Source organism: Pseudomonas sp. CROZ-RG-20F-R04-15, assembly GCF_022662375.1.
GTDB lineage: Bacteria > Pseudomonadota > Gammaproteobacteria > Pseudomonadales > Pseudomonadaceae > Aquipseudomonas.
This window is the reverse complement of the sequence record NZ_JAKNQL010000012.1, coordinates 186,697-210,999: the sequence shown is the minus strand read 5'-3', so window position 1 is coordinate 210,999 and position 24,303 is coordinate 186,697. Positions and strand designations below refer to the sequence as shown.

Annotated in this window: 12 protein-coding genes; 6 read left to right on the top strand and 6 right to left on the bottom strand. The window is 57.7% G+C overall.

Going from position 1 to position 24,303, the window contains the following annotated elements; all coding sequences use genetic code 11:
• Nucleotides 1–81: 81 nt before the first annotated feature.
• The 6 genes from L8H52_RS19205 (at nucleotide 82) to L8H52_RS19180 (ending at nucleotide 17,425) form a co-directional block, all read left to right on the top strand.
• Nucleotides 82–468 (top strand): tetratricopeptide repeat protein, encoded by a 387-nt coding sequence (locus tag L8H52_RS19205; RefSeq protein WP_242208145.1) that lies wholly within the window; start codon nucleotides 82–84, stop codon nucleotides 466–468.
• Nucleotides 469–698: 230 nt separating this feature from the next.
• Nucleotides 699–1,058 (top strand): PilZ domain-containing protein, encoded by a 360-nt coding sequence (locus tag L8H52_RS19200; RefSeq protein ID WP_242208146.1) that lies wholly within the window; start codon nucleotides 699–701, stop codon nucleotides 1,056–1,058.
• A 370-nt stretch (nucleotides 1,059–1,428) separates the two neighbouring features.
• Nucleotides 1,429–4,812, top strand: a complete 3,384-nt coding sequence (locus tag L8H52_RS19195; protein WP_242208147.1) for a hypothetical protein — start codon at nucleotides 1,429–1,431, stop codon at nucleotides 4,810–4,812.
• A 149-nt stretch (nucleotides 4,813–4,961) separates the two neighbouring features.
• A complete protein-coding gene (locus L8H52_RS19190) occupies nucleotides 4,962–8,588 on the top strand; it encodes a Tc toxin subunit A (RefSeq protein ID WP_242208148.1) in 3,627 nt (1,208 codons plus the stop codon).
• Nucleotides 8,589–8,643: 55 nt separating this feature from the next.
• A complete protein-coding gene (locus tag L8H52_RS19185) occupies nucleotides 8,644–12,741 on the top strand; it encodes a neuraminidase-like domain-containing protein (protein WP_242208149.1) in 4,098 nt (1,365 codons plus the stop codon).
• Nucleotides 12,734–17,425 (top strand): hypothetical protein, encoded by a 4,692-nt coding sequence (locus tag L8H52_RS19180; RefSeq protein WP_242208150.1) that lies wholly within the window; start codon nucleotides 12,734–12,736, stop codon nucleotides 17,423–17,425. Before L8H52_RS19185 ends, L8H52_RS19180 begins: the two co-directional genes overlap by 8 nt.
• A 54-nt stretch (nucleotides 17,426–17,479) precedes the next feature.
• On the opposite strand, the gene L8H52_RS19175 is transcribed toward L8H52_RS19180, so the two are convergent.
• From L8H52_RS19175 to L8H52_RS19150, 6 genes are read right to left on the bottom strand one after another with little or no spacing between them, the layout of a single operon-like run.
• Nucleotides 17,480–18,811, bottom strand: a complete 1,332-nt coding sequence (locus L8H52_RS19175) for a DUF58 domain-containing protein (protein ID WP_242208151.1) — start codon at nucleotides 18,809–18,811, stop codon at nucleotides 17,480–17,482.
• On the bottom strand, nucleotides 18,808–19,809 hold the full coding sequence (locus L8H52_RS19170; protein ID WP_242208152.1) for a MoxR family ATPase: 1,002 nt from the start codon (nucleotides 19,807–19,809) through the stop codon (nucleotides 18,808–18,810). Before L8H52_RS19170 ends, L8H52_RS19175 begins: the two co-directional genes overlap by 4 nt.
• The gene (locus L8H52_RS19165) at nucleotides 19,806–20,969 is read right to left on the bottom strand and encodes a DUF4350 domain-containing protein (protein ID WP_242208153.1); all 1,164 of its coding nucleotides are present in this window, start codon (nucleotides 20,967–20,969) and stop codon (nucleotides 19,806–19,808) included. The genes L8H52_RS19170 and L8H52_RS19165 overlap by 4 nt, the downstream gene beginning before the upstream one ends.
• A complete protein-coding gene (locus tag L8H52_RS19160; protein ID WP_242208154.1) occupies nucleotides 20,966–22,513 on the bottom strand; it encodes a DUF4129 domain-containing protein in 1,548 nt (515 codons plus the stop codon). The genes L8H52_RS19165 and L8H52_RS19160 overlap by 4 nt, the downstream gene beginning before the upstream one ends.
• On the bottom strand, nucleotides 22,500–23,477 hold the full coding sequence (locus L8H52_RS19155) for a stage II sporulation protein M (protein WP_242208155.1): 978 nt from the start codon (nucleotides 23,475–23,477) through the stop codon (nucleotides 22,500–22,502). The genes L8H52_RS19160 and L8H52_RS19155 overlap by 14 nt, the downstream gene beginning before the upstream one ends.
• Complete coding sequence (locus L8H52_RS19150) at nucleotides 23,474–24,199, bottom strand: RDD family protein (RefSeq protein WP_242208156.1); 726 nt, start codon at nucleotides 24,197–24,199, stop codon at nucleotides 23,474–23,476. The genes L8H52_RS19155 and L8H52_RS19150 overlap by 4 nt, the downstream gene beginning before the upstream one ends.
• Between the last annotated feature and the right edge of the window lie 104 nt (nucleotides 24,200–24,303).

Below are 24,303 nucleotides of genomic sequence, written 5' to 3'. Positions count from 1 at the left end.
TGAACACGGTAACTTTGGGACAAACGCGCCTGAAGATTTCCGACCATGGGTCGATACATTGCTCAAGACAGGAGAACCCTCATGCGATTCGTACCCATTGCCGCCCTTGCCCTCAGCGTCCTCGCCGTCACGGGCTGCACCCGTTGGTCGATGAACCATCATTTGAACAACGCCTACAGCGCCTATGATCGCGGCAATTGCGAGCAGGTCATGCTCGAACTGTCCAAGGTCGAACGCGCCAGCCGTGCCCGCCCGTACGTGTGGCCGGAAGTGTCGATGATGCGCGGCCAGTGCCTCGAGCGGCAGAAAATGTTCGTCGACGCGGCGCAGACCTATCAGTTCATCATCGCCTCGTACCCGAACAGCGAATACGCCTTCCGCGCCCGCGCCCGTCTGGAAACCTTGCAGAGCCTGGGCCATTACCCGACGCGCAGCGCTGCTGCCGTGGTGCGCCCGACCCGTTTCTGATGACAGTTGTCATACAAAATCTGGCCGTGTGTACAAGCTGAGCTATAGTCGAAGAACCCGGGTCTGGCGCCACGTTGCTGAATCCGGAGCAACACCTGCGACTGGCAGTTGTAAAGTGACGGCGACGTAGCGACCGTCGCACCGGAAGCGGGGAGAGCGGGCCTGCGACACAGGCACGTTCCGAAGCAAAGGTGCGGCTCTGTGATGGAGCCTTGCATGGCGAACTGCGCATGTTTACCGACCGCCGGATCGAACGGCATCAACTGCCGTACTTCCTCAGAGTGTTCAATACCGTCACCGACAAACCGATCGGCTTTCTGGGCAACGTCTCCGACGACGGGCTGATGCTGATCAGCCAGTTGCCGATGATGGTGGGCGTCGACTTCCAGCTACGCCTGAAAATCCCCACCAGCGATGGCTGCCAGCAGGTCATCGACTTCACCGCGTGTTGCGTCTGGTGCCATGAAGACGCCACACCACTGCATTACGACGCCGGGTTCATTCTCCTGCAGCCGCCGGTGGAGTTCGGCCAGTTGGTGCAGGCGTTGCGGCAGTATTTCAGTTTTCAGCCGTTGCCGGCTTCGGCTTGATTCGATAGCGCGAAAAGCTTTGCGAGCGGCTTCGCCCTCACATTGATTTGGATTCCAACTGAAGGAATCCGGACAAATGCAGGAGCGAGCCTTCTCGCGAAAGCACCAGTCCAGGCAACTCATTTCCAGGGTCAACCCACCGCGATCGCTCGCTCCTGATCCAGCGCCTCTCCACCAGCAACAAGCCCGTCTCACTCAATGCAACGGCGCAAGCCGCTGCAGTTGCGATCTACGGTCGCAGAACTTCACGGATTACGGTGTGGGGTAAGTTACCGTTCATCGGGACTGTCAGAGTTGACAGGTGTCACACACGCCTTCCCGGACTTTAAATGGAGCGCCCTCCCTGTTGGTAGCGAAAAGGAAGCCCATCATGTCCGATGATCCGAGAACAGGCACCGAAATTCCCGACAACCCACAACCTGATGAAGAATCTTCTCTTCCAGTGACAGGTATGGAAAAAGATGACGCGGGGGCGCTGGTCGCTCCTTTGGAGTTTCGTTACCCGAATTCTACGATCCAGCTTGACCCAGTCATGGGGTGGGAGTTCAAGCTACCCACGGCGAACGATGGGCGTATTCATAATGTCAGGATGGACTTTCACTCGCAAAACGGAGATTTTCAGGAGCTCACACGAGCGATGTTTTCAGGTGGTATTTGGCGAACGGCTGCGGCTTTCAGGCATGAAGAAACGCCTTCTGGACACATTGCCTGGATCGACGGCCAATGGGATTACGAGGGTAAATGGTCGAGTTGGGCACGTCAGCCGGTGGTGATCAGAAAGGCTGCCAGATTTGATAGTGCCAGTGTGGTGAGCACGCATGTGTCAGGTTGGGCTAGAAAGGGCAGTGTCATAACGCTTAAAAGTTACACTCCCGACAAGGTATTGAGCGAAACGGTTACGGTAGAGGCAAACGAGATCTGGAACGTCAAGTTGGAAAGGTCTTTGCCTCAAGGGCCGTATGAAATCTACATCCGCGAGGGCTTTGCAGGCGCACTGAATCGACATTCAGCGACCAAGAAATTTTTCGTTCTCAATCCTTTAACGATCACCCGTCCCAGTGTTAGTGATTTAATAAAGCCCATAATTTCGGGCACAGGGGGCATGTCAGGGGCGACGGCAGTCGTTTACGCCGAGGGAGTGGCCGGTGCGCTAATCGAGTCGCCTATTAGCTCGGACGGGAATTGGTCTGGGACCAGTAAAATCTCGTTGAATCTGGGGCAAACTTATAAGTTATCCGCTGTCCAGATTTACGACGGTGCCACCTCCGAGATTTCGGCTCCCTTCGAAATGGCCCTCTTCGGCGCCCCCAGGATCACGAGTCCATTGTCGGGCTCTTTACTTGATTCGTCTTTTTTATTGAAGGGCGTTTCCGGCATTTTAAGGGCGCAGCTTGAAGTGTTGCCGGCCAGCGGGGGCAAGCCTTATGGCTTCGGAAGCGTGACCAAAGCAAATGGTGAGTGGGAAATTGAGTTCAAAGACGTAGCGTTCGGCAAGATCAGCCTTGTGGTTGTACAGATTTTTAATAACGACCGCTCCGACCCTAGCCAAACGTTGTCGCTGCAAATCCGGCCTCCCGTGCTTCTGATCGCCGGTCCTCCTGCACAAAGCGAACAAAACACATCGTTCACCCTCACAGGGAAAGGCGCGGTGGCGAACGCGACCCTCAAGATTTTCAAGGATCTGGTCAACTCTCCGCCGTTGATCAGTATTCCCGGCGTGGCGTCCGGAGACTGGAGCGTCCCACTGGCAGGCCTGGAACCCGGAGTGCTGTCACTCGTTGCGGTGCAGGAAGTGGATGGCATTGCATCCACGCCTAGCACTCTCCGCTCCTTCAATATCCGCCCCCCAATGTTGAGCAACCCTGTCGTCGAATATCCCACAGAGAACACAATCAAATTCTCTGGATCGGGCCATAACCGCGCCACAGTGCATATCACTATCGACAGTGGCCCGGGTGCAACACTCCCGCCCTCTGTTGAAGTGGCGAATGGCATATGGGAAACCATCGCAACAAACTGGCCGGTTGGTACATACAAGCTGAAAATTGTTCAAAAATTTCCCATTGGTTCCGACGGCTGGATCGAATCGCTGCCACTGGAATTCACCCTCAACAACGCGCTGCCTGATGTCAGCGATTTGAAGCACACCCCGGAATACCGGCCGACCTTCAGCGGCAAAGGTTTCAATGGCGCCACGGTGCACGTTCGTCATCCCAGCAGCCCCAACCTGGCCGCGCCAACGAAAGATGTTGTCGGTAATGAATGGTCAACCACAGCATCGGTAGTGTGGGGACCCTCAAACAATCGGGAAGTCCATGTCAAACAAATTTTGAATAATCAGTGGTCACCCACTTGGGAGGTCCTCAAAGTCACAATTTTCCCCTTGGCGCCCGGACTCAACATACCTTCCGAAGAGGGGCTTTCCCCGGTATTCAGCGGTACCGGTTGGTCGGGGGCGGAGGTGTACATCAACTTCAGCGGTGATTTACAGACGTATAAAGTGACCGTCGTTGCAGACGTCTGGACGTTCCAGCGACCCACACCCTTTAGCAGTAATACCCCTCACACGATCGAAGTGCATCAGGTTGCCGAGGAGTTGGAATCACCGAAAGCGAAAAGGACTTTCACGGTTTATCCGGTGATAGAACAACCGGTCATCACGTATCCGCTTGATGACAGCGAAGTACACCGTGACCTGATCGTCACGGGTTTGGGCGGCATGGCAGGCGCCACGATGCAATTGTGGGACGATCGATTCCAGAAGTATCTGACTCCAGCACAACCCGTGCTCACTAACGGCGAATGGTCAATCGATCTCAAGGGACTGGCTTTTGATGAGCATGTCATTCGGGCGGAGCAAACGATCTATGCGCTACCTCCCAAGCGAAGTGAGCGATGCAACTTCAAGGCCGTTGTACTGCCTCCGGAGATTACCCGACCGGATGGCGGAGAAAAGTTGTCACGCACTTCGGAGCTCTCCGGGAAGGGGATGCCGCACGCGCGGGTCGAGGTGTGGATGCTCGGCGATACTTCTGCGCCACTCACCGAAGCGGATGTCGATGGCGAGGGCAACTGGCGTGCCGAGGTGACCTTGCCGGTGGGCGATAAAACCATCTGGGCCCTGCAGGTTTTCCACAACAACGGCGACCCTCAAACGTCGAAGGATAGCGATCCGGTGACCTATCAGGTCGTCCCGAAAGCGCCTGATATCGAATCCCCGACGCAAGACGATCATGCCGGGCGGGTATTGGTTGTGTCCGGTTTCGGTGTGTCGGGCGACACAGTCACGGTCAAGGTGGGCAGTTCGAATAAAAGCGCACTTGTGAAGGCCGATCGCACTTGGTGGGTAAAGCTGGAACTCGACCAGCCTGGTGGAGACTCTCTGCTGGAGGTGGTCTCGGCGCTGGGCGAATTCGAATCGGACCCGGCAACGCGCCCGATTGTGCTGAGGACCTATGAACCCACCATTGAGATACCCGCAGCGGGTACCTGGGTGACTAACCCGGTGTCCCTGGCGGGCAACGGTCGCGAAGGCGTCGGAACAGTTGTGAGCTGGTTCAATCCTGATCTGGTATTGACCGCGAACATTTCCGTCGATCCCGTGGCTGGCTGGCAAGCGCAGGCCGGACCGTCACTGATGACAGGCGGGCAATGGTCTCTATTCAGGCAGAGCCTCAATGATAGTGAGAAAGGATCTGACTGGGTCGATAGCGCTCGCTATGAGGTCGAACCCGTTTCTGCGAAACCTTCGTAAAGCCCATATTCCGATGAGTGGTCGTAAATACTGTCAGATCTGACAGTAGGCGAATCTCGGTCAAAAGCGCTAAATCCTTACACATCGACCGGCAATCTGATGGTGACGTCAGATTGTCGGGACCCGCTATCGTCTCAAGGATATTGATCATGACTGTTGCGTCCCGCCCCTTGGTGCAGATGTTCGACCAAATATTTGGCGAAGTACAAATTGCTGAAAACGCCGGGCTGGGAAAGCTGAGGTCTTATCTTGAGCAGGGTGGTTCGATTTTTCAGTTAGTCGAAAAAGGCGCTCAAGCCTTGGTCAGTGAGCATCAACTCAGCGTGGACGAAGCCCGGGAGTTCATGCGGCGGTCCAACAGCTACGTCACGTATATCCGGCGTGAGTTCATCGAACACACCTTGAAGGGCAATAAAACCACGCAGGTTGATCGGTCAGGCGGGTTGCTGTCGATGGTCAAAGGCCCGAAATACGAGATCATCTTCCCTACCGAATTCGGTAGCCTGTGCCCCCCCGAGGCGTTGGAATCATGCATCTCGCCCGTGGCATACCTGATCGATCTGTTGCGCTGGGTTCTCCTGCGTATCGAACCTTTTGGTGACGCGACAGAAAAGCTCCTGCTGCATGACCGACGTACCGACTTGAAGTTGCTGTCTGTCGACGGGCCTGCGGTGTATCAGGCGGTGTCGTCGGTCGACATTATTATCGCGGTGCTGGAGAAATTCATCACGGCACATCAACCAGAGTCGATCGAAGATGCCTTGATCAACGCGCGCTATCCCAATGGCCTGCCTTACTATCAGCATTGGGTCACGATTGACGGCGTGGCACGCTCCAAAGGGTTGTCGGTGGGGGATTTCGACCGCACCATCGATCTTTCCTACCCCTATTTTCTGCCGTCGGTTGTCAGTGCTTCCCGTAACACTCGGGCGCTGGCGCATGCCTCGCGGCTGGGCCCGTATCAGCGAAATCTGCTGACTGAGCCTATGTACCTTCTTTCACAAGCTGGGGACTTTTATCGAGACAATTTCGATACTGTCATTCGGGGGGATCTCAATCAGGTCAGTTATTTTGGTGAAGCAACCAAACTCGGGGCCGTGCAGATCGAACAGTTGTTATCGGTGGGGGATTTTGCACCGGTGCGCTCGGCGAATATCGACTATGTCGAGGAGCCTGCCGACGAACTGGACTCACCTGCGGAAAGTGCGCGTTCCGGCTCCGTTTATATCAACGCCAATGTGCACCCCGGTATCCGGATCAACTACGCAGAGCTGGAGTTTCTCAACAGGCTGACGGTTAACCCCAACAGCCAGGCAGGTTTGACTGCAATCGACCGGATGAACCGCAAACTGCGCCTGGACAACTGGCTTGAATTGCCGAGCGACCAGGTGGATGCCCTGTTGACGGCGGCAATCAGAGCTGAGGCTCGTAGCACTGAGAGTGAGCCGACATGGGAAATATCGGCCAACGTCGTGCATGCCTTGGGGTTGTTCCAGCATCTGCGCGAACGCTATCACTGCACAGCGGCAGATTTCGCGGTCATTGTTGACCAGTTTTCGCTCTATGGTCGTGGCGAAACCCTTTCGCAATTCGATCAGATCTTCAATGGCCAGGGGACATATCGCGAACCCTTGAGGCTCGGTGATGGATTGTTCCCGGTGACGCCGGTACCCGGTGAGGCCGATCTGACCATCAGCCAGCTGTGCAATGGCTTGGGTATCGATCTGCAGACCTATCATTATCTGGCGCTGGCGGTCGCCGGCGCATACAAGCGTAAAGACACCTTGTTACTCACCCCGGCGATCGTTTCCAGTTTATGTCGCCTGGTCATACTGCCGCGGCTGTTTAACATGACACCGGTCGAAGGTGTCTTGATGCTGACGTTGTTGGGCGGGGAGCAATGGCTGGATGGCTTGGCGGGCGAGCCGGTGATCAACGCCTCGGCGAGCGGCAAACCGGATGTGCTGAGTCTGGTCGAAGCCATGGACACCTGCGTGCAATGGTGCGAGCAATGTAATGTTTCGGTGCTCTGGATGTTGCAACACATTGCCGTACCGCAACGTGTCGGCATCGCGAGCGAGTCGGACCTGCAATTTTTCGATCAGATCACTAACCTCCTGTCAGCTGCGCTGCTGTCCAATAATGTGTTTTCGGCGGCAGGCGTTCCTCCTGTTGGCGCGGTCGACTGGCTGGACTTCCTGTCGACCCCCAGGGGGGGAGATCCTCTCGTCGATCCTAACGGACTGGTGTTGCCATACGCCGGAAGGCCAGAGGCATACGAGGCTGTCGCGCGCACGAAACTCCTGTGGGTTGTGGAAAATGCTTTTGGCGGGCTCGATGACTCAGTGCATGACTCCATCGTTAACACAATGCTCGCAGTGCTTTTGCAGGCCCGGAATGCTCAGGTATCACTGTTGAAGGAGACGTTGGCCGTCTATGCCGGGATTCCGGCCGAGTACGCGATACCGATATTGAGTTGGGCGAACTCAACCACTCACGCTTTTCTGGAACAGGTGGTTGCACATATTGCGCAGGGACGTCGTGACGCTGGCGGTCCGTTGTTTGATTTATTGGCTGAAGTGCGGCGGCGCAGTGAAGTGGCCATGACACTGAACCTCAGTGTCGAGTTGTTGCAGGACTACGTGGATTACGGCCACAAGGTCTGGTTTGACAAAAAACCGAACGCCCAGCCTGAACTCTCGGTGCGCACTCTGTACTACTTGAGCACGCTGGCGCGCGCTTTCGATCTTGGCCGGCAACCACCACAAAAACTGTTGGATTACCTGCGCCAGGTCAATGCTCTGCCTGAGGTCACAGGGAATGCACTGTGGCTGGCGCAGCAGGCTTCAGCCATCAGACTGGCCGAGTTTTTCGGCTGGAGCGCGCAGGATGTACGCGACTGTCTGACACACATCGACAAGTCTGGAAATCTGGTGCTCGCAGGTCTCATCGAGCTCGATCTGTTGATGCGTGTACGCGTGCTGTCGGGCAAAACCGGGATGGACGCATCGACGATTTTCCAGATCGGCAATCTGCCCGAGACGGTGGACAAGGAGGCCTACGCCAAGGCAGCCGAGCTCGCCTTGCTGAACGAGTCCCGACCGCAGGTACCACCGGTGTATGCACCGGGAGACCTCAAGGCATTGGTCAAAATCAGGTCTGTAATGATCGGTAGCAACCATTTGATCGCTAAAAAATCTGGTGAAAAAGTTACCTTCAAATTGACTGTCACAGATGCAGCAGACAAGCCCCTTTCGGGTGTCAACGTTTACTGGCACACCACATTAGGCACCATGAAAAACAAAGCAACCGATATCAACGGTCTGGTCGAGGTGGAATACAGGCCTGGCGAGGTCATGGGAACAGACCAGGTCATGTACTCGCTGGACTTGTTCGAGCCGGAGCCTGTCGCCTCCGTTTTTATCGACTTTGATACCAGCAGCATGGAGTTTCCGAGTGAGTTCAAATCCCCGATCCCCCTGGGGATTGTTCCACGAGGGCAGGAAGTCGAGCTTTACGCCACGACGGAAGATCAATACGGCAATCTCGGGAAAGGCGTACTCGTGAAGTGGTTCGTGGAAAGCGTGCCGCCATCGAAAATCAGTGAAGCGACCATTCGGCCCGCGGATGGATTCACCAGTCAGGATGGGGTGACGCGTGTGGTCGTTTCCAGCCGCACCGGCGGGAGGTTCGAATTCAGCGTGCGTACCGATGGTAGCGGAGTACAGGCTTATTTCGACCCCATCACTTTTGCCGGCGACGAGGCCGAGCAATGAGCGGCGTGGCCTGACGGCCATTTGACTCAGGATTTTGTCCCAGGGAGCACGGATCATGGATTTGAATACCACTGGTGGTTTGCTGGAAAAACGTCGTTCGGCTTTGCTTGATTACTGCGTTGGAAAGATCAACAGGGAAGAATACTGGTTCCTGAAAACGCCGGAAGATCTGTTTGAATTGCTGCGCATGGATCCGCTGGACACTTATGCCAGGCAAAGCTCATGGGTCGCTGAGGCGATCAGTTGCGTGCAGCAGTACATAAATTCGGTGCATCGCAAACTGGAACCGGGTTTCACCAAATATCAAGTGCCTGCAGAGCATCTGGCGCAGTGGGACCTCTACAACAACTATTCGGACTGGGCAGCAGTACAACTGATCAGCCTCTATCCGGAAAACTACATCAATCCGTTTGTTCGCTTGCGCAAGACCAGCCTGTTCAAAAACCTGGAAAACGATCTCAATCAGACGCGTTTGAGCGTCGATTCGGTTCAGGCAGCGATGCGTGCATATCTGCAAACGTTCGAGCAGACCTGCGATCTGGATGTCCTCAGTTGCTACATGGACGGGGATACACCTGAACGTGCCGATTACTACTTCATCGGGCGCCAGCGCGTGCAACCGTGCCAGTATTTCTGGCGCAGGGCACAGATCGAGCTGACGCCGACCTGTACGGCGGTCAACCCGGCGGCTTGGAGTGAGTGGCAAGCCGTGGACGTTCAGCCAGCCAATCAGGTTGTGGACATACGCCCGGTGTTCTGGAACGGCCGATTGTGTCTGGTCTGGGCGGAGTGGCGCGACCCGGTCGCCAGTAAAGATAACGTCCAGTCCATAGACGCCAGGCTGGATATCAATCTGGCTTTCATGACGCAGAACGGACAATGGTCGGCGCCGTTGATTGTGCACAGTGCCGCGTACCCGATGAGTATCACTGTTGGTGCAAAATTTTCCTTGACCGCCATGGTGGTGGCGGTGCGCACCGATTCTGCGGAACCCAGAGGGACGCTGGGCATCCTGTTCGAAGGGTTATATGACGATAAGAAAGTGTCAGCACTTACGATTCACGACGTACTGATGCGCCCCGTGACGTATGACGATGGCGCGTGGCTGAAAAAGGCATGGGAGACGCGCTTCACGACCCCCGAGACCGTTCAGCATCGGCTGCCCAGTCAGGTTGAGATTGTCAGCGAGGTAGAAGCAGGCGGTACGATGGCCCCGTTTCTGGGGTTGCGAGTCACGGCACGACGTATAGAGGTAGAAGAGGCTGAAGTCGATGAACTGATGGTGCAGGGATTTTGTAAGCCCACAGGCCAACCGGGTAACGTTGAGCCGAGCATTGCATTGAATTTGTTGATGCGAACAATTGATGACCCAGTGGACGTCTCTGCGCAACAGTCGATCGCAGGCAACTGGTACATGAACGCCGCGGGGGACTTCAGGCGAGCGAAAGGAATGTGGTCGAAGGAAACCACCTTCTCTCTTGATGCTGGTGAGTACGGCATCAAGCATTTCACGCTGGACGTTCGCGAGTGGCGGGATTTCACCCCGCCCACTCTGGTGAAGAACACCACCGATGCCGCCCAGTTTCTTTCATTCAACCAATCCTCGCTAAATCTGCAATACACCCGCCTGAATTCGCTGTTTGGTCCGCAGCTGGTCTGGCGCGCCAATATTTCAGTGGAGGCGGTGTTGCACTGGGACACCCAGTTCATGCATGAGCCGCCGCCGACAGGCTGTTCTTTCGTCGAACCAAACGGTGCTTTTGATGGTGCCAACGGGCTGTTTTTCTGGGAATTGTTTGTTCATTTGGCGCACCTTGTGGCGGTACGCCTGCGCGATGAGGAACGTTATCTCGAGGCGCAACAGTGGCTGCATTACATTTTTGACCCGCAGGCTATTGAAGAACCCGCCTCGCTGCATCCCAAACCGCTTTATTGGCGCAGCCGGCCCCTGGGAATGAACGAAGGCAATGCCGGCTGTGAAGCGCTGGCTCCGGCCGACCCGGATGCAATCGGCTATTCGAAGCCAGTGCACTTCAAAAAGCTGATGTTCACCGAATACGTGAAAAACCTGATGGCGTGGGGGGATTGGTATTACCGCCAACTGACACGAGACAGTCTGGTGGCGGCCAAACTGTGTTACGTGCAGGCAGGCTTTCTGATGGGCAAGGCGCCTACTGCCCAGACGGTGAGCCATTGGCAAACTGCTACGGTCGACGATCTGCTGTCGCAGTGTGGCACGCGCCCGGCGCTGGAAGCATTCGAACAGACATTCGATTTCAGTCTGGCCGATGTCCCGTCCGGCTCCGATACGGCGCCCATGCTTGGGCTATTGGCCTGCGGGCCATTCAGGGTTCCTATCAATCAAGCGTTGCTCGACCTGTTTGCCGCGCCGCAGCAGCGCATTTACAACCTGCGTAACAACCTCACGCTGGACGGCAAACCTCTGGACATTCCCTTGTTCAGCCCTCCGACGGATCCGAATCAATTGCTGCGCGATCTCGCGGCGGCCGGTGCCGCCGGGCCGAGGCCTTTGGGTGGGCGGCTGGTGGTCAACGCCTTCCGTTGGCGCGTGACATTCGAGGTCGCACTGCGGGCCGTACAAGCGCTGCAGGATTACGGCAGTCAGGTGCTCAATCTGCTTGAGCGTCGCGACCGCGCCGAGCAGGAAGAACTGCAGCAAAACCATCTGGTGGAACTGGGCAGCTACGCACAGACAGTCCAGGAGCAATCCATCGCCCAGCTGGAGGCGAGTGTTACGGCTCTCGAGCAGAGTCGTACGGTGGCACAGCAGCGCGCTGATGCCTATGCACAGCGCTATGACGAAAACGTATCGGCAGTCGAATATCAGGTCATAGACAGCCTGAATCAGTCGAAGGTATTCGCGTTGACCGCCAAGGTCATCAAGCCCGTCGGGGCAATTCTGGCGTCGTTTCCAAACGTTTTTGGCCTGGCCAACGGCGGCCATCGTGTTGAAAAGGTGACCGACGCCGTGTGTTTCGGGCTGGAAGTCGCCTCGTCGCTGTTGCAAATCGATGCCGATAAACAGTCCACCACCGAAGGTTATCGCCGCCGCCGCAATGAATGGGGGCTGCAACGTGATCAGGCGCTGGCGGAGGTCGGTGCGATCAATGCACAAATCGAGGCGCAACGGCATGCGGTGACCGCTGCTCGTTCCAACCTGGCGCAAACACTGCGGGCCAACGGCCAGGCATTGGCGGTGTACAACTATCTGCAAAAGCGTGCAACCAATGCTGAGCTCTACGGCTGGATGATCGGTCAGCTCAAAGCGTTGCATTACCAGGCCTACGATGCAGTGCTCAGTTTGTGTTTCAGTGCCCAGGCGTCGCTGAGTGCCGAAACCGGCGATTACGACGCTCAGTGGCCGTTGCAGCAGTTCTGGCTGGATCAGCGTCATGGTTTAACGGCCGGCGAGCATTTGCGTGCGCACCTCCTGCGTATGGAAAGGGAGTACCTGCAACGCAACGAGCGGCGACTCGAACTTGTCAAGACCGTTTCGTTGCGCCAATTGTTCGATGATGAGTTTGACCCTCAGCCGGGTATGGGTAGCTGGACGGAAGCGTTGACCGATCTGCAAGGCAATGGCTCGCTGGAATTCAAACTCACACAGTTGCTGTTCGACCGCGATCATCCTGGGCATTACTGCCGACAGATCAGCGCGGTGGAGATTGATCTGCCGGTTCTCACCGGGCCTCACGAGGATGTGCGCGCCTCTCTGGTTCAGCTCGGTAGCATGACGGCCACCAAGGCAACGTCGCAGTCGGTGAAGTACTTGCATGACGTTGTGGGTGGGGGGGCTCCAGTCGAGGTCCAATTCAACCTGCGCAGTGGTCAACAGATCGTCCTTTCCAAGGGCATTGCCGACAATGGTCTGACGGCAATGAAACCTGATGAGGGCTTTCTCAATCCGTTCGAAAATACCGGTGCGGTCTCCAGCTGGAGATTGGATTTCCCTTGGGCCGCGCAAGCTTCGCAGGCGGCAATGCTGTGCTCTCTGTCGGATGTCGTGATGCGCGTCTACTACGTGGCCAGGGCGGGTGATCCAGCGTTCGGGCGACACGTTGAAGACTTGGTCACCACCGCTAAAAAAGCAGGCGCAAAGCGTCAACGTCAAGGAGCGAGCCGCCATGAGTAAACCAGGGGTTTACGCCAACGAAAGTCTGATTCGCAATGGTGAGTTTCTTCAAGGACTGGAGCATTGGGATAAATCGGGGGCGGTCGGGAAAGAGGCAGACCAGTGGCAAGGGTTCCAGACGCCCTATTTGGCCATCCAGAATGGTGGCCGGGCAAGTCAGGACTTTTGGATACCGCAGACTCCCGGTGAAGACGCGCGTTATACGTTGAGTTTCTTGTGCGAAACGAGACACGAAAAATCGGGCTGGGTGTTCATCTTCAAGGGTGAGGAGCAATTGCACGAGATCGAGCTCAAACCGCACAGCCCGCTTGCTCTCGCACAAGACCAGGCCCATCGCGAAGCCGGTCAACCATTGGCGCTGGACCTGAAAGAATACAATTTGCCTTTGGGGGGATCGTTCGCTCGCGATGACACGCTGCGTATCGAGATTCACAGCCCGCTGAATAACCCGGGTGATCGTTATTCAAAAATCTGCATTACCCGCCTCGACATCCAACTGCAACTGGATGATTTGAAGCTGCAAGCGGTGCATCTGGATCAGGAGCGCCTGACGTCAGAGCAGAAGGTGTATCTGTGTGTGGGAGCATCGTCGCTGGGCGGGGACCAAAACCAATCGCCGATGTACATGCCTCACCAGTTGTCATTCGAGCCCGAGTCAGGCAACGCATGGCTCGGCACCAAGGCTGCCTTGATCAGCACAGGCAATCCGCAGGATGCGGTCGTGATCAAACCCGATTGGGGCGTCGATCAACTTTTGACTTCCGCTTGGTCGTTCGATGTTCCGATGATCAATGAGTCACTGCCCTACGAGTTTTCGCTGAGTTTGCAAAACCAGTACCGCGCCGATGCCTTCCCGATCTGCATATCACTGGGGCATCACCGTCTGAGATTCAGGGAGAGACTTGAAGCGGCGTATTACCCGGTGCTGGGCAAACAAACGGTGAAACTGGGCGTGCAAGTTATTTCTGCCTACACCTCCCAGTCCATAGCAGGTTGCACGGTGAAATGGTCGGTGGCCGACGAGGAGATGATAGATTCATCCGATGCCGATGAATTCGGCTGGGCTTACTACACCTTCGTGCCGAAGAAGGCGGGGAAAGCTGTTATCGAAGCCTCGGTCGAAAGCCTTTATTACGCCAGTGGAATATGGGCTGAAGAATTCGAAGTGCCGGTATTGGACGACGACCCCTGGAAAGACCTGCGGGCCGTGGTCGACGGTGGCGAGACAGCCTGGGACGCGCAAGGTTATCCGAATCGTGGAAGCACCCATGATCTGCAGGTACGCCTGCCGCTACCGCCTGGCAGTCCATTATTGGACGCCGGGTTTTCTTTGCGCTGGAGTGGCGAAAGCCCTGAGCAGCTGGGGGTTGAGGTCAGTCCTGCGCTTGAGGTCCCGGTAGAAGGCATCGAGGCCGATATAGTCTGGACACTGAGCAGTGAAGACAGACGCGACGGCGCCTTCGAGCTATCGCTGGTCTGTACGAAACTGTTGTTGCCGTCGCCCGCCAAACCGATGTCGCTGGCGCGTAATCGGGTCAGGGTCGGCGAGGTGCGTGAAGCCAATAAATCCCCGATCGTGGATGAAGCCGAAAGCGTGTTGCTGCGGTTGCAGGCCGTGCATGAGACGGTCAGCGGTGACGGTGATCCGGTCAGCAACGCGTTGGTCGAGTGGATCATTCCGGAGGGTGAACCTGTACACAGTGTCACCGGATCCGGAGGTTGGGCGAGTCTGCTGTATACACCAGAGACCGTCGGAGAACTGACTGTCAAAGCTGTTCTCAGGGCGCATAAAGATGCGGTGTCGAGTGAACACGACTTCAGCGTCAAAGCCATCGCCACGAGCCCTTGGAAACGCGAGGTCAGCATCTGGCTTGACGAGATTGATGTTCCAGGCAATCCGCTTGGCGTGCGCTGTCTGCGCGGAAAGACCCACACACTGAAAGTCGTGCCCGCTGACGACAGTACGTGGGTCGGCCGAAACATCAGCCTGCACTGGCGCGGTGACAAGGACCCTGGAATCGGATTGACACCTGCAGACCTGAATGTGCCCAGAGAGTTGATAGAGGGCGGGGTGCAGTGGGAACTTGTTTCAGATGAAACCGACAGCCAAAGCAGTTTGTTTGAGCTTGAACTGCGCCTTCAGGGTCTGCCGGACGTACGTGAATTGCCGGGACGTCTGCTCGCCGAAGATGTAAGGACGGAAGTAGCGCTGATGCTCGATCAGGTGCAGTCCTCGCTGGATGAATGCAGTCTGTATCCCTGTATCGAGGCGGTTCACCGCTTCAAGGTTTTACCCCATGCGCTGAGTCCTTTGGTCGGGCTCGAGGCATCGTTGATCTGGACGGGCGCATCCGCTGAATCGTTAGGGGCAAAGGTTCAGCCGAGCCTGGATGAGCCTCAGACACTGGGCGACGGCGGTGCGACCTGGGTGCTGGATTTTGAACAGAGCGCGAAGCCGGGCGAATTTGCCCTCGCGCTGGTCTTGCCGCAGTTGCAATTCGAAGCGGTCGCCAAACCGATGGTGCTGGATCACAACAAACTCAGGATTGAAGCGTGGCGTGAGTCGGCGGTGGATCCGGTCATCAACCAGGACGCGGCGTGGATGTGGGTGCAGGTTTACTCCCGCTACACTGAAAAGCCCGTGGATCAGGCGCCAGTGAACTGGACAGTCGATGCCGTACCGCGAGAAATCCACACCACGGTGGATGGCTGGAGCGGCTTCGAATTCAAGCCGCATAAAGCCGGCGAGCAGTCGGTGATTGCGACCGTGCTCAGTCGCTTCGACGGCTTTGAAGATCGCCGTCCAATGACGGTGCTATCGCTGGATAGCAATCCCTGGGCTGAGCTGGTGGCGGGTCTCGACCCTCCTGACCTTCAGGATTGCCAGCCAGTGGGTGAGCAAACGTTCTTTCCCCGGCGCAATCTCCAACATAAGTTGTACGTGAAAGCACCGCGCGACAGTGCTTTGGTGAACAGGCACCTGACGTTGGGTATGACGGGCACCGGACCGGCAGCACTGGGCATAAAGTTTGAGGAGCCTCTGTTGGGTGAGCCCCGATTGCTTTCAGATGTTGGAATGACCTATGAGTTCAAGGCGAATGGCTCCACGGATGGAAGTTTTGGATTGCGCTTTTCATCCACTCGGCTGGCCTGCTTGTCTCCCATCATTGCGATGTCGCTGGGGCCGGGTGAACGTGTGCTGAAAATCGCTGAACGCCAGCGTGTCAACCAGACATTGCTTTGGGGCGCCGAGGTGTCGGAGCAGGTCGAAGTGATCTCGGTGATCAGCGGCAGACCGATGGCCGGGGTGCCCGTGACATGGTTCAGCACCGATCTTGGCGAGTTGAAAGCCATCACCAATCACTACGGTGTGGCGCGCGTGCGGTTTGTACCGACGACGCCCGGGGCAGTGCAACTGACGGCCACAGTGGGTGACAGCCTGTATTCAGAGTCGATTGCGTTGCCTTATTTCCTGCATCAGCCACGGGAACTCCAGTCGCTGCAAAGTGAGGAACCCAGCGGGCATCCGGGCCAGGAGGTTTCAGCACAGGTAATTGTGATTTCCGCGCAGACGGGTGAAGCGTTGGCTGATGTCGAGGTGGAATGGGAGTATCCCGGCATCAAGATTGCTCCGACGAAAACGGATGCTACCGGCAAATCCGAGGTCACCTTCAAGCTTCCCCCGATCAGGGAGGGTTGGTTGCTCGCCACTGTTAAAGGTGGTTATACCGGATGGGAGGTCAAATCGATGATGTTCACCGCGATTCCAAACTCGGATACCTGGTTGCAGGAGTTCACCCTTTGGCTCAATGACGAAGAGGTGGATCTTGTTGATGGAAAGTTGGTTCTGTCACGCGCCTTGGCCTATGACCTGGAATTAAGGGTCAGGAAGCATAGCTGGTTGATTGGTTGGGCGAGTGTGGCTCTGGAAGAATTCACCGGAGCAGAGGCGCTGGGGTTGAAGTTTGATCCTGAACTGGAAACCCTGTATCCGGTGGATGGCAAACCTGTTCATTGGTCCGTATCTGCTGCCACTAGCGGGCCGAATGGCGAATTTACGTTGAAATTGTGCAGCCCCGATATACCTGATCGATTGTTGCCCGGTCAGTTGTTTGATGAATTCGACGTACAGTTCGACAGCTTCCCGAAATTTTTTGGTCACGGCACTTCGTACCCCTGCCTTGGAGCGTTACACGTCTTCAAACTGCGGGCCAAACCTGACAGTTCTTTGTTGGGTGGCTTTGTCAAGTTGGAGTGGGAAGGAGAAAGTCTTGGTGTTCAAGTAATGCCCGCGCTTGATGAGGAGCAACAAGTTGATCTCGAATGGTTGTCTTGGACGCTGATCTGTCGTGGCATCACGGAGAGCGGAACAATTTCGTTGAAGCTTAAAACTACACGCGGCGATTGGGTATCCTTGCCATTCGCGATGTCACTGGGACACAACTTGGTAACAGCTGAGAGGTGGATGACGAGGCACGGTGAGACAAGGTTTGAGTGGGGAATTCGCGCAACCTCTCCGTTCTCGAAAACCCCCGCTCCAAATGTTGTGGTTATGGTCAGCGAAGTGGGGGAAACGCCTTACCCTGCTAAAACGAATGAAGCGGGGGAGTTCGTTATTTTTAACTCCGGCGCGTCGCTCGTTCTGACAATCCAAAATCCTTATGATGGAAGCGTTGTTCCATAAGCTCCGCCACTTACAGGAATTAGCGCCCTTTTAAACGAAAAGGGCGTATTTCTATCAAAAGCTACCGGCCTTTTTCCAGCTTAAATATTGCGCTACCAATCCAGCCCCCAACTCAATAGGTTGAACATCCAGCACCGGAACCCCATGAGCACTCAAGCGCTCATGGAGTTCTGCCCGCTCATTCAAGTAATTCACCGTCCCGCAATAATCCAGGGCTTCGGGCAGTGTTTGCACCGGTGCGATACGTAGTCTTTCGAGCATGTCTTCGCGCAGGCTCGCCACCAGCACCCGGTGTTGCGCGCTCAGGCGTTTAACCGCATTCAGCAATTCTTCATCATCCTCATCACGCAAATTGGTCACCAGCACCACCAGCGCCCGGCGTTTTTGCCGGGCCAATAGTTGGTTGACGGCGGCCTGGTAGTCGGCAGGGCGTTGCGTACTGTCCAGGTCATAAACCGCGTTGAGCAGCACGTTCAATTGCTGCGTGCCTTTGACGGGTGCGAGATGGCGGGGTAAGTCGCCGGCAAACGTACTCAACCCCACCGCATCCCCCTGACGCAGGGCGACATAACTGAGCAGCAGGCAGGCATTGAGTGCGTGATCGAAGTGCGACAGTTCATCGTCCTGGCTGCGCATGCGCCGGCCGCAGTCGAGCATGAAAATGATCTGCTGATCGCGCTCGTCCTGATACTCGCGGGCAATCGGCGTGCGTTGGCGCGCGGTGGCTTTCCAGTCGATCTGGCGCAGGCTGTCGCCTTCGCGGAATTCGCGCAGTTGATGGAATTCCAGACCCTGACCGCGACGTTGCCGTTGGCGTACGCCGAGCTGGCTGAGCCAGTTGTCCACCGCTAACAGTTCACCACCGTAGAGCCGGGCGAAGTCGGGATAGACGCGGGTCTGGTCGCTGACGCTGAGCAGGCGTTTGCCTGACCATAATCCCAAGGGGCTGGGCAGGTTGATTTCGCAGTGGACGAAACTGAAATGACCGCGTTTGAGCGGGCGCAGGCGATAGCCGAGCAGGCTGCGCTGGCCCGGTTGCAATTCAATCGAGAGCGGCAGGTGTTCGAAGCTCAAGCCTTCCGGTGGGTGGTCGAACAGTTCGATGTGCATCGGCGCAGTAAAGTCATGTTCGACTTCCAGGCGCACCTCGCCCCAACGTCCGAGGGCGAGACTGCCGGGCATCTGACGTGTGATGCGCGGCGTCGGCAGACGTTTGAGGCGCAGCGCATCCAGCACCGCCAAGGCCAACAGTGCCAGCAGCAACCCCCAGTTGATCGAAATCAGACTGGCCGGGATATCGATCTGCAGTGCCCGCAATGTCCCCAGCACAATGCCGATGACCAGCAGCACGGCCAGCCAGATCAACAGCAGGCGCGAGGGTTTCACAGACGCGGCGCCGGGATCTGATCAAGTAATTGCTGCAATACCTGATCGACCTGCAAACCTTCGATGTCCAGCTCCGCGGCGATGCGTACGCGATGGCGCAGCACGGCCAGCGCGCAACCCTTGACGTCGTCGGGAATCACGAACTCACCGCCGCGCAACAACGCACGGGCGCGGGCGCAACGCACCAACGCAATCGAGGCGCGCGGCCCGGCACCAAGGGTCAGACCCGGCCAGGTGCGGGTGCTGCGCGCCAGGCGCACAGCGTAGTCGAGGACCTGGTCGTCCAGCGGCAAATCACTGGCGATGCGTTGCAAGGCTTGCACATCCTTGGCTTGCAATACGGTGCGCAGCGGTTGCACATCGAGCATGTCGGCACGGGTCGAGCGACACACCTGACGCACCATGTTCAGCTCCTGATCGGCATCGGGATAGTCCATGCGCACCTTGAGCATGAAGCGATCGAGTTCGGCTTCCGGCAGGGGATAGGTGCCTTCCTGCTCAATCGGGTTTTGCGTGGCCAGCACCATGAACGGTTGTGCGATCGGCAGGGCGCGACCTTCGAGCGTGACCTGACGCTCCTGCATCGCTTCGAGCAGGGCAGCCTGGGTTTTCGCCGGTGCGCGGTTGATCTCGTCGGCTAGCAACAGGTTGGTGAACAGCGGACCTTTGCGCAGTTTGAACTGCTCGGTTTGCAAGTCGTAAACGGCGTGGCCGGTGACGTCGCTGGGCATCAGATCCGGAGTGAATTGAATCCGCGCGAATTCGCCACCGAAGCAGCGGGCCAGGGCACGTACCAGCAGGGTCTTGCCCAGCCCCGGGACGCCTTCGAGCAGTACGTGGCCACCCGCGATAAGCGCTGTCAGCACGTCGTCGATCACCTGATTCTGGCCGATCAAGGCCTTCTGCAATTCACCGCGCACCGCTTGCGCCAACTGGCTGGCACGCTGGCGTTGCTGGGCGGCGTGGCTGGCGCTGCCGGGCTCGATCTGTTCGGTCATAGCGTGTTCCTCAGGGTTTGCAGGTGGGCGACCTGGCGGCAGAAATCGGCGCTGGATAGCCGCCGGTTCGGCACCGGGCTCAGGGCCTGGCTGATAGCGCGGGTGGGTTGCCGGGTCAGGCGCGCCAACGCCAGCCATTGTTCGGCAACGTTCAATTGGTCAAAGCCGGGATGGCGGCGGCGGGCGCGACGCAGCACATCCTGTTGCAGTGCTTGCAGCAGCGCTTGCTGGCCGTTGTGGCGCAACAGGAAATCGGCGCTGGCGCGCAGGTGTTCCTGCAACTGTCGCCGCCCGTTCGGGGTCGGCATCTGAAGCGGGCCGTGGCGCACACCGACATGCCACAGCCACAGACCGAGCAACGCGAGCAGGGCAACGATGGCTTGCGGGAAGTAGCGCCAGAGCAAGGTCAACAGGCCATCGTGCGCGGTGTTGTAGATCAAGGTGACGTCGGTGTCGGCGCTCAAATACCAGAGCAGCCAGGCGTTGTCGTATTGGCTGATGCTTTTGTTCTTCCACAACTCGGCATCGGTGACCACGGTGATCGTGCCCAGGCTGTAGGGCAGTTGCATCATGTGCGTGGCCTTGGCGCTGTTGGCCCAGGCTTGCGCGAGATTCTTCGGGTCGTCGAGGTGGAAGTCGGTGTCGAAGCCGGCGTAGGCCGGTGCGTCTTCGTCTTCCAGATAGAGTTTGGTCAGTTGCGGGAAGCGCTCTGGTTCAGCGTCTGTGGGTAAGTCTTTCAGATCCTTGCTCAGGGATTGATGCAGTTGCACCCTGTCGAGCAACAGGTCGTTGCTCTGTCGGGTCTGCTCATCCCACAGTGATTCGGCGACAAACACCAGGCGCCCGCCGGCGCGTGCCCAGTTCAACACCTGATCGACCTGACGCGGGGGCATTTGCGAGCGGTCGTTAAACAACAGCAATGTATGACGGCGTGGATCAGTGTCCGGGAGCACCGCGAGGCTTTCGGCATGACCGACATTCAAGCCACGTTCGCGCAAAAACAGCTCGGCCGCCAGATAAGGATTGGCTTGCGCGGCGGGCGAGGGGCCGTGATCGATTTCTTCCTGATAAGGCTCGGCCTTGAGGTAGAGGAAAACGCTTAACGCGCCCAGCAGCAGGGCGATCAACGCCGCGAGCCAGGACAATGTGCGGCGACTCAACGGGCGGCTCCCTGGCCGAACAAACCGCGCCAGCCATCGCACAACTCTTGTTGCAGAGCCGGTGCCGGCACGCGATGACCGTAAGCCATGTTTTGCCAGTGTGCGGTCAGGCTGCGGCTGAAAGCGAGCAGTTCGGGACGCTGTAATTTCTCGATGTGCGCCAGCACCTGAAGTTCGGTGTCGGCGGGTTTCAGGGTCAGATCGAAATCGTGGAGCAGATGGCTGAGCAATCCTCGATACAGCAAGCCCAGCGCTGCACGGGGCTGGCTTTGCCAGAGTTGTTCGGCGCTGCTGGCGATGTCGTCAGGCAAGGTGTCGCGGTTCAAGTCCAGACCGAACGCCTGCTGTGGCAACGCGCGTTGCGGCTTGGCAGGCAGTCTCGGGCGGCGGCTGACGAAGGTTTGCAGGAACTCGCGATAACGCCAGATCACCCAGCCGATTGCCGCCAAAAGTGTGCCCCACAACAACACTTCAATGATCTTCGCCAGCAGGTTGAGGTGTTGCCCGTCGAGCCAGCCCAGCAGGGTTTTCAGCCATTGCGGTGCTTCGCCGGGTTGCTGCGCTTTGGCGGGTGCTGCGGGGTCTTCGCCAAAGCGATAGCGGGTGACCGATTCCTTGTTCTTGAACGGCGGTTGTTCGAGCAACGCCTTGATGCTGTCCCGAGATGCCTGACTGGTGAGCGGCTGATTCAACAAACGCGCTGCCTGTGGACTGTCATCCGGCTCGGCTGCCCACACCGAAGGTACATTCGGCAGCAACAGAAAGACCGCCAGCAGCACCGCCAATACACCGCTGTTGAGACGTTGACGCAAGCGCCGGAACACCAGCTCGATGTCCCACGCTTCCAGTTGTGTGCGGCGGTTCAGATAAAGACTGAAGCCACAGGCGACATAAATCGGCTCCCACACCACCAGCACCAGCGCATAGAAGGCATTGGTCAGGTGTTCGAGCCAGCGCCAATCGTGATCCGCGGCGATTATCAGCGATTGCCAGTCCCAATCCGTCTCGATCTGCTCTGGCAGCAACAGGTAGAACAGCACCATCAGGCCAATCCACAGCGCGGTCTCCAGATGCACGCCGATGATAGTCAGCCATTGCGCGGCGCCGGCGTTGCGCTGCAGCAGCACCTGCAGGCGTTGTTGCCGGGCATTGCCGTCGAGGCCTTCGAGTTGCACCACCGGCAGCAAGAAGCTGCGGCTCAAACTCAGGCGGCGCCAGGTCAGGCTGGCCAGCAGTTGCGGTTTGAGCAGGCGCGGCCATTCGCGCAGGGCTTGCTTGAGTGTTGGCGTTTCGCCAAACAGCGCTTTCGACAGGATGTACAACGGCAGTCGTTCGTACGCCGGTTTCAGCCACCAGAATATAAACACCGCCAGTGACGGTGAATCCCGGAACAACAGGCTGAGCAAGGCGAACAGCGGCAGAGTGACGATCGCCCAACTGGTCATCAGCAGACGGCGATGTTGCTGGCTCATCAGCACGCCGAGGTCCATGGCTTCCCAGGTCGTGCGCGGGCGGATCACCACGGTGGCATCACTCAGGCGCATGGCGTGTCCTTCCGGCGAACAGCAGATAGAGCGCGACCAATGCCCACAGCCCGGCGCCAACCAGGTATTTGGTGAGTGGCGTGACACTGGTTTTCGATGACCAATAGGCTTCGATGAACGCGGCAATTAACAGAAACAACATCACGCCGCACACCAGCAACACGCTTTTGCGCGCCGCCCGTTGCAGCGCTTCGCTGCGGGTCAGCCGTCCGGGGGCAACCAGCGCCCAGCCGAGCTCCAGACCGGCCGCCCCGGCGAGGGCGATGGCGGTCAGTTCAAAGGCACCGTGGGCGATGACGAATGACCAGAAGGTCTGGCCAAAACCGATCTCGCTCAGGTGCCCGGCCACTGCGCCGATGACCATGCCGTTGTAGAACAGAAAGAACGCGCTGCCCACGCCCATCAGCAAGCCGCTGGCAAAGGTCTGAAAAGCGATGCCGATGTTGTGCATCACGTAATAGCCGAACATCACCCAGTCTTCGCTGGCCGCGCGTTCGGCGGGGCGCCCGAGGTGGCCGGCGACCGGGTCGTACATGCCTTGCATCTCACGAACCTGATCGGCGGGGATCAGGTTGTAGACCAGCTCGGGAAACACAAACACCAACACGCCGACGCTGATCAGGCTGCCGAAGAACAGCAAGCTCGCCACCAGCACAAACGGCCATTCGGCGCGTACCAGACGCGGAAAGTCGGCAAGGATGAAACTCAACAGGTTGGCGCCGAGGCGGCTGCGATGGCGGTACAACTGCTGATGCCCGCGCAGCACGTGTTGTTGCAACGAATCAATGAGGAAACTGCTATAGCCACGTTCCTGGGCCAACGCCAGATGCTGGCAAAGCCTGCGATAGGCCTTGGGGAAACCAGCGACTTGCGAGGTATCCTTGCCGCGCTCAAGGCGTTCGAGGGCTAGCGCAAAACGCTCCCATTCGGCCTTGTGGCTCGTTTCGAAAAGGCTTTGTTTCATGTCGGGCCCAACAAACCGCGAGCGATGCCGTTGAGCTCAACGACTGCTTTGGGTGCGGAAATATGCAATGGCTGGGCGAGCAAGGCAGCCAGCTCATTGACCCGTGCTGGCGATAATTCACCTTGGCGCTCGGCAAAGCCAAGCACGGCGCGTTGTTCTGCGAGCGTCAGGGTGACCGGCGAGCGCCGGGGTTGTGCATCAGGCAGTTGCGGTCGGGTCAACGGGCGTTCGCTGTAGACCACCAGGGTGCCGGCCGCGATGTCGCCGAGGCGTTTGAAGGTCGGGTGTTGCAGGCAACTGAGCGCGCCGAGGAAGTAGCCGAAGGGCAGCAGATCGACAAAGCGCAGCAAGTTGCGCAGCAGCGAGGCCGACCAGCCGACCGGTGTGCCGTCGTCGTGCACCACGCGCAGCCCCATCCATTGTTTGCCCGGCGAGCGGCCCTGACGCAGTACTTCGAACAGCACCATGTACCACCAACTGATCGCGAACAGCAGCAGCGACCCGAGACCGATGCCGAGCTTGCCGAGAAACGCCAGGGCGATGAACAGCACGCCCATGATCAGGCCGCGAATACCCAGATCGATGGCAAAAGCCACGGCACGAACCATCAACCCGGCCGGCCGCAACGGCAGATCGATGCCTTCCGGCGTTTCAACCTGATGCCGCGTATCCAGCGGTGGGGCCAGCGGTGCTTTCCTTGGCGGTGCTGTGGGCTCGAGCATGGGCTACCTGATGTTCGCCTGTTCGGGGTGCAAGTGAGGTCGATGCTAGCAGCCTCTCGGGGGAAAACGACATAACTATGTATTGCACAGCGATCGCCGCAAGG

Excerpts from the sequence above, each read along its gene's own strand:
- L8H52_RS19205 (WP_242208145.1), top strand. The coding sequence starts at position 82 with ATGCGATTCGTACCCATTGCCGCCCTTGCCCTCAGCGTCCTCGCCGTC.
- L8H52_RS19200 (WP_242208146.1), top strand. The coding sequence starts at position 699 with ATGTTTACCGACCGCCGGATCGAACGGCATCAACTGCCGTACTTCCTC.
- L8H52_RS19195 (WP_242208147.1), top strand. The coding sequence starts at position 1,429 with ATGTCCGATGATCCGAGAACAGGCACCGAAATTCCCGACAACCCACAA.
- L8H52_RS19190 (WP_242208148.1), top strand. The coding sequence starts at position 4,962 with ATGACTGTTGCGTCCCGCCCCTTGGTGCAGATGTTCGACCAAATATTT.
- L8H52_RS19185 (WP_242208149.1), top strand. The coding sequence starts at position 8,644 with ATGGATTTGAATACCACTGGTGGTTTGCTGGAAAAACGTCGTTCGGCT.
- L8H52_RS19180 (WP_242208150.1), top strand. The coding sequence starts at position 12,734 with ATGAGTAAACCAGGGGTTTACGCCAACGAAAGTCTGATTCGCAATGGT.
- L8H52_RS19170 (WP_242208152.1), bottom strand. The coding sequence starts at position 19,809 with ATGACCGAACAGATCGAGCCCGGCAGCGCCAGCCACGCCGCCCAGCAA.
- L8H52_RS19160 (WP_242208154.1), bottom strand. The coding sequence starts at position 22,513 with ATGCGCCTGAGTGATGCCACCGTGGTGATCCGCCCGCGCACGACCTGG.
- L8H52_RS19155 (WP_242208155.1), bottom strand. The coding sequence starts at position 23,477 with ATGAAACAAAGCCTTTTCGAAACGAGCCACAAGGCCGAATGGGAGCGT.
- L8H52_RS19150 (WP_242208156.1), bottom strand. The coding sequence starts at position 24,199 with ATGCTCGAGCCCACAGCACCGCCAAGGAAAGCACCGCTGGCCCCACCG.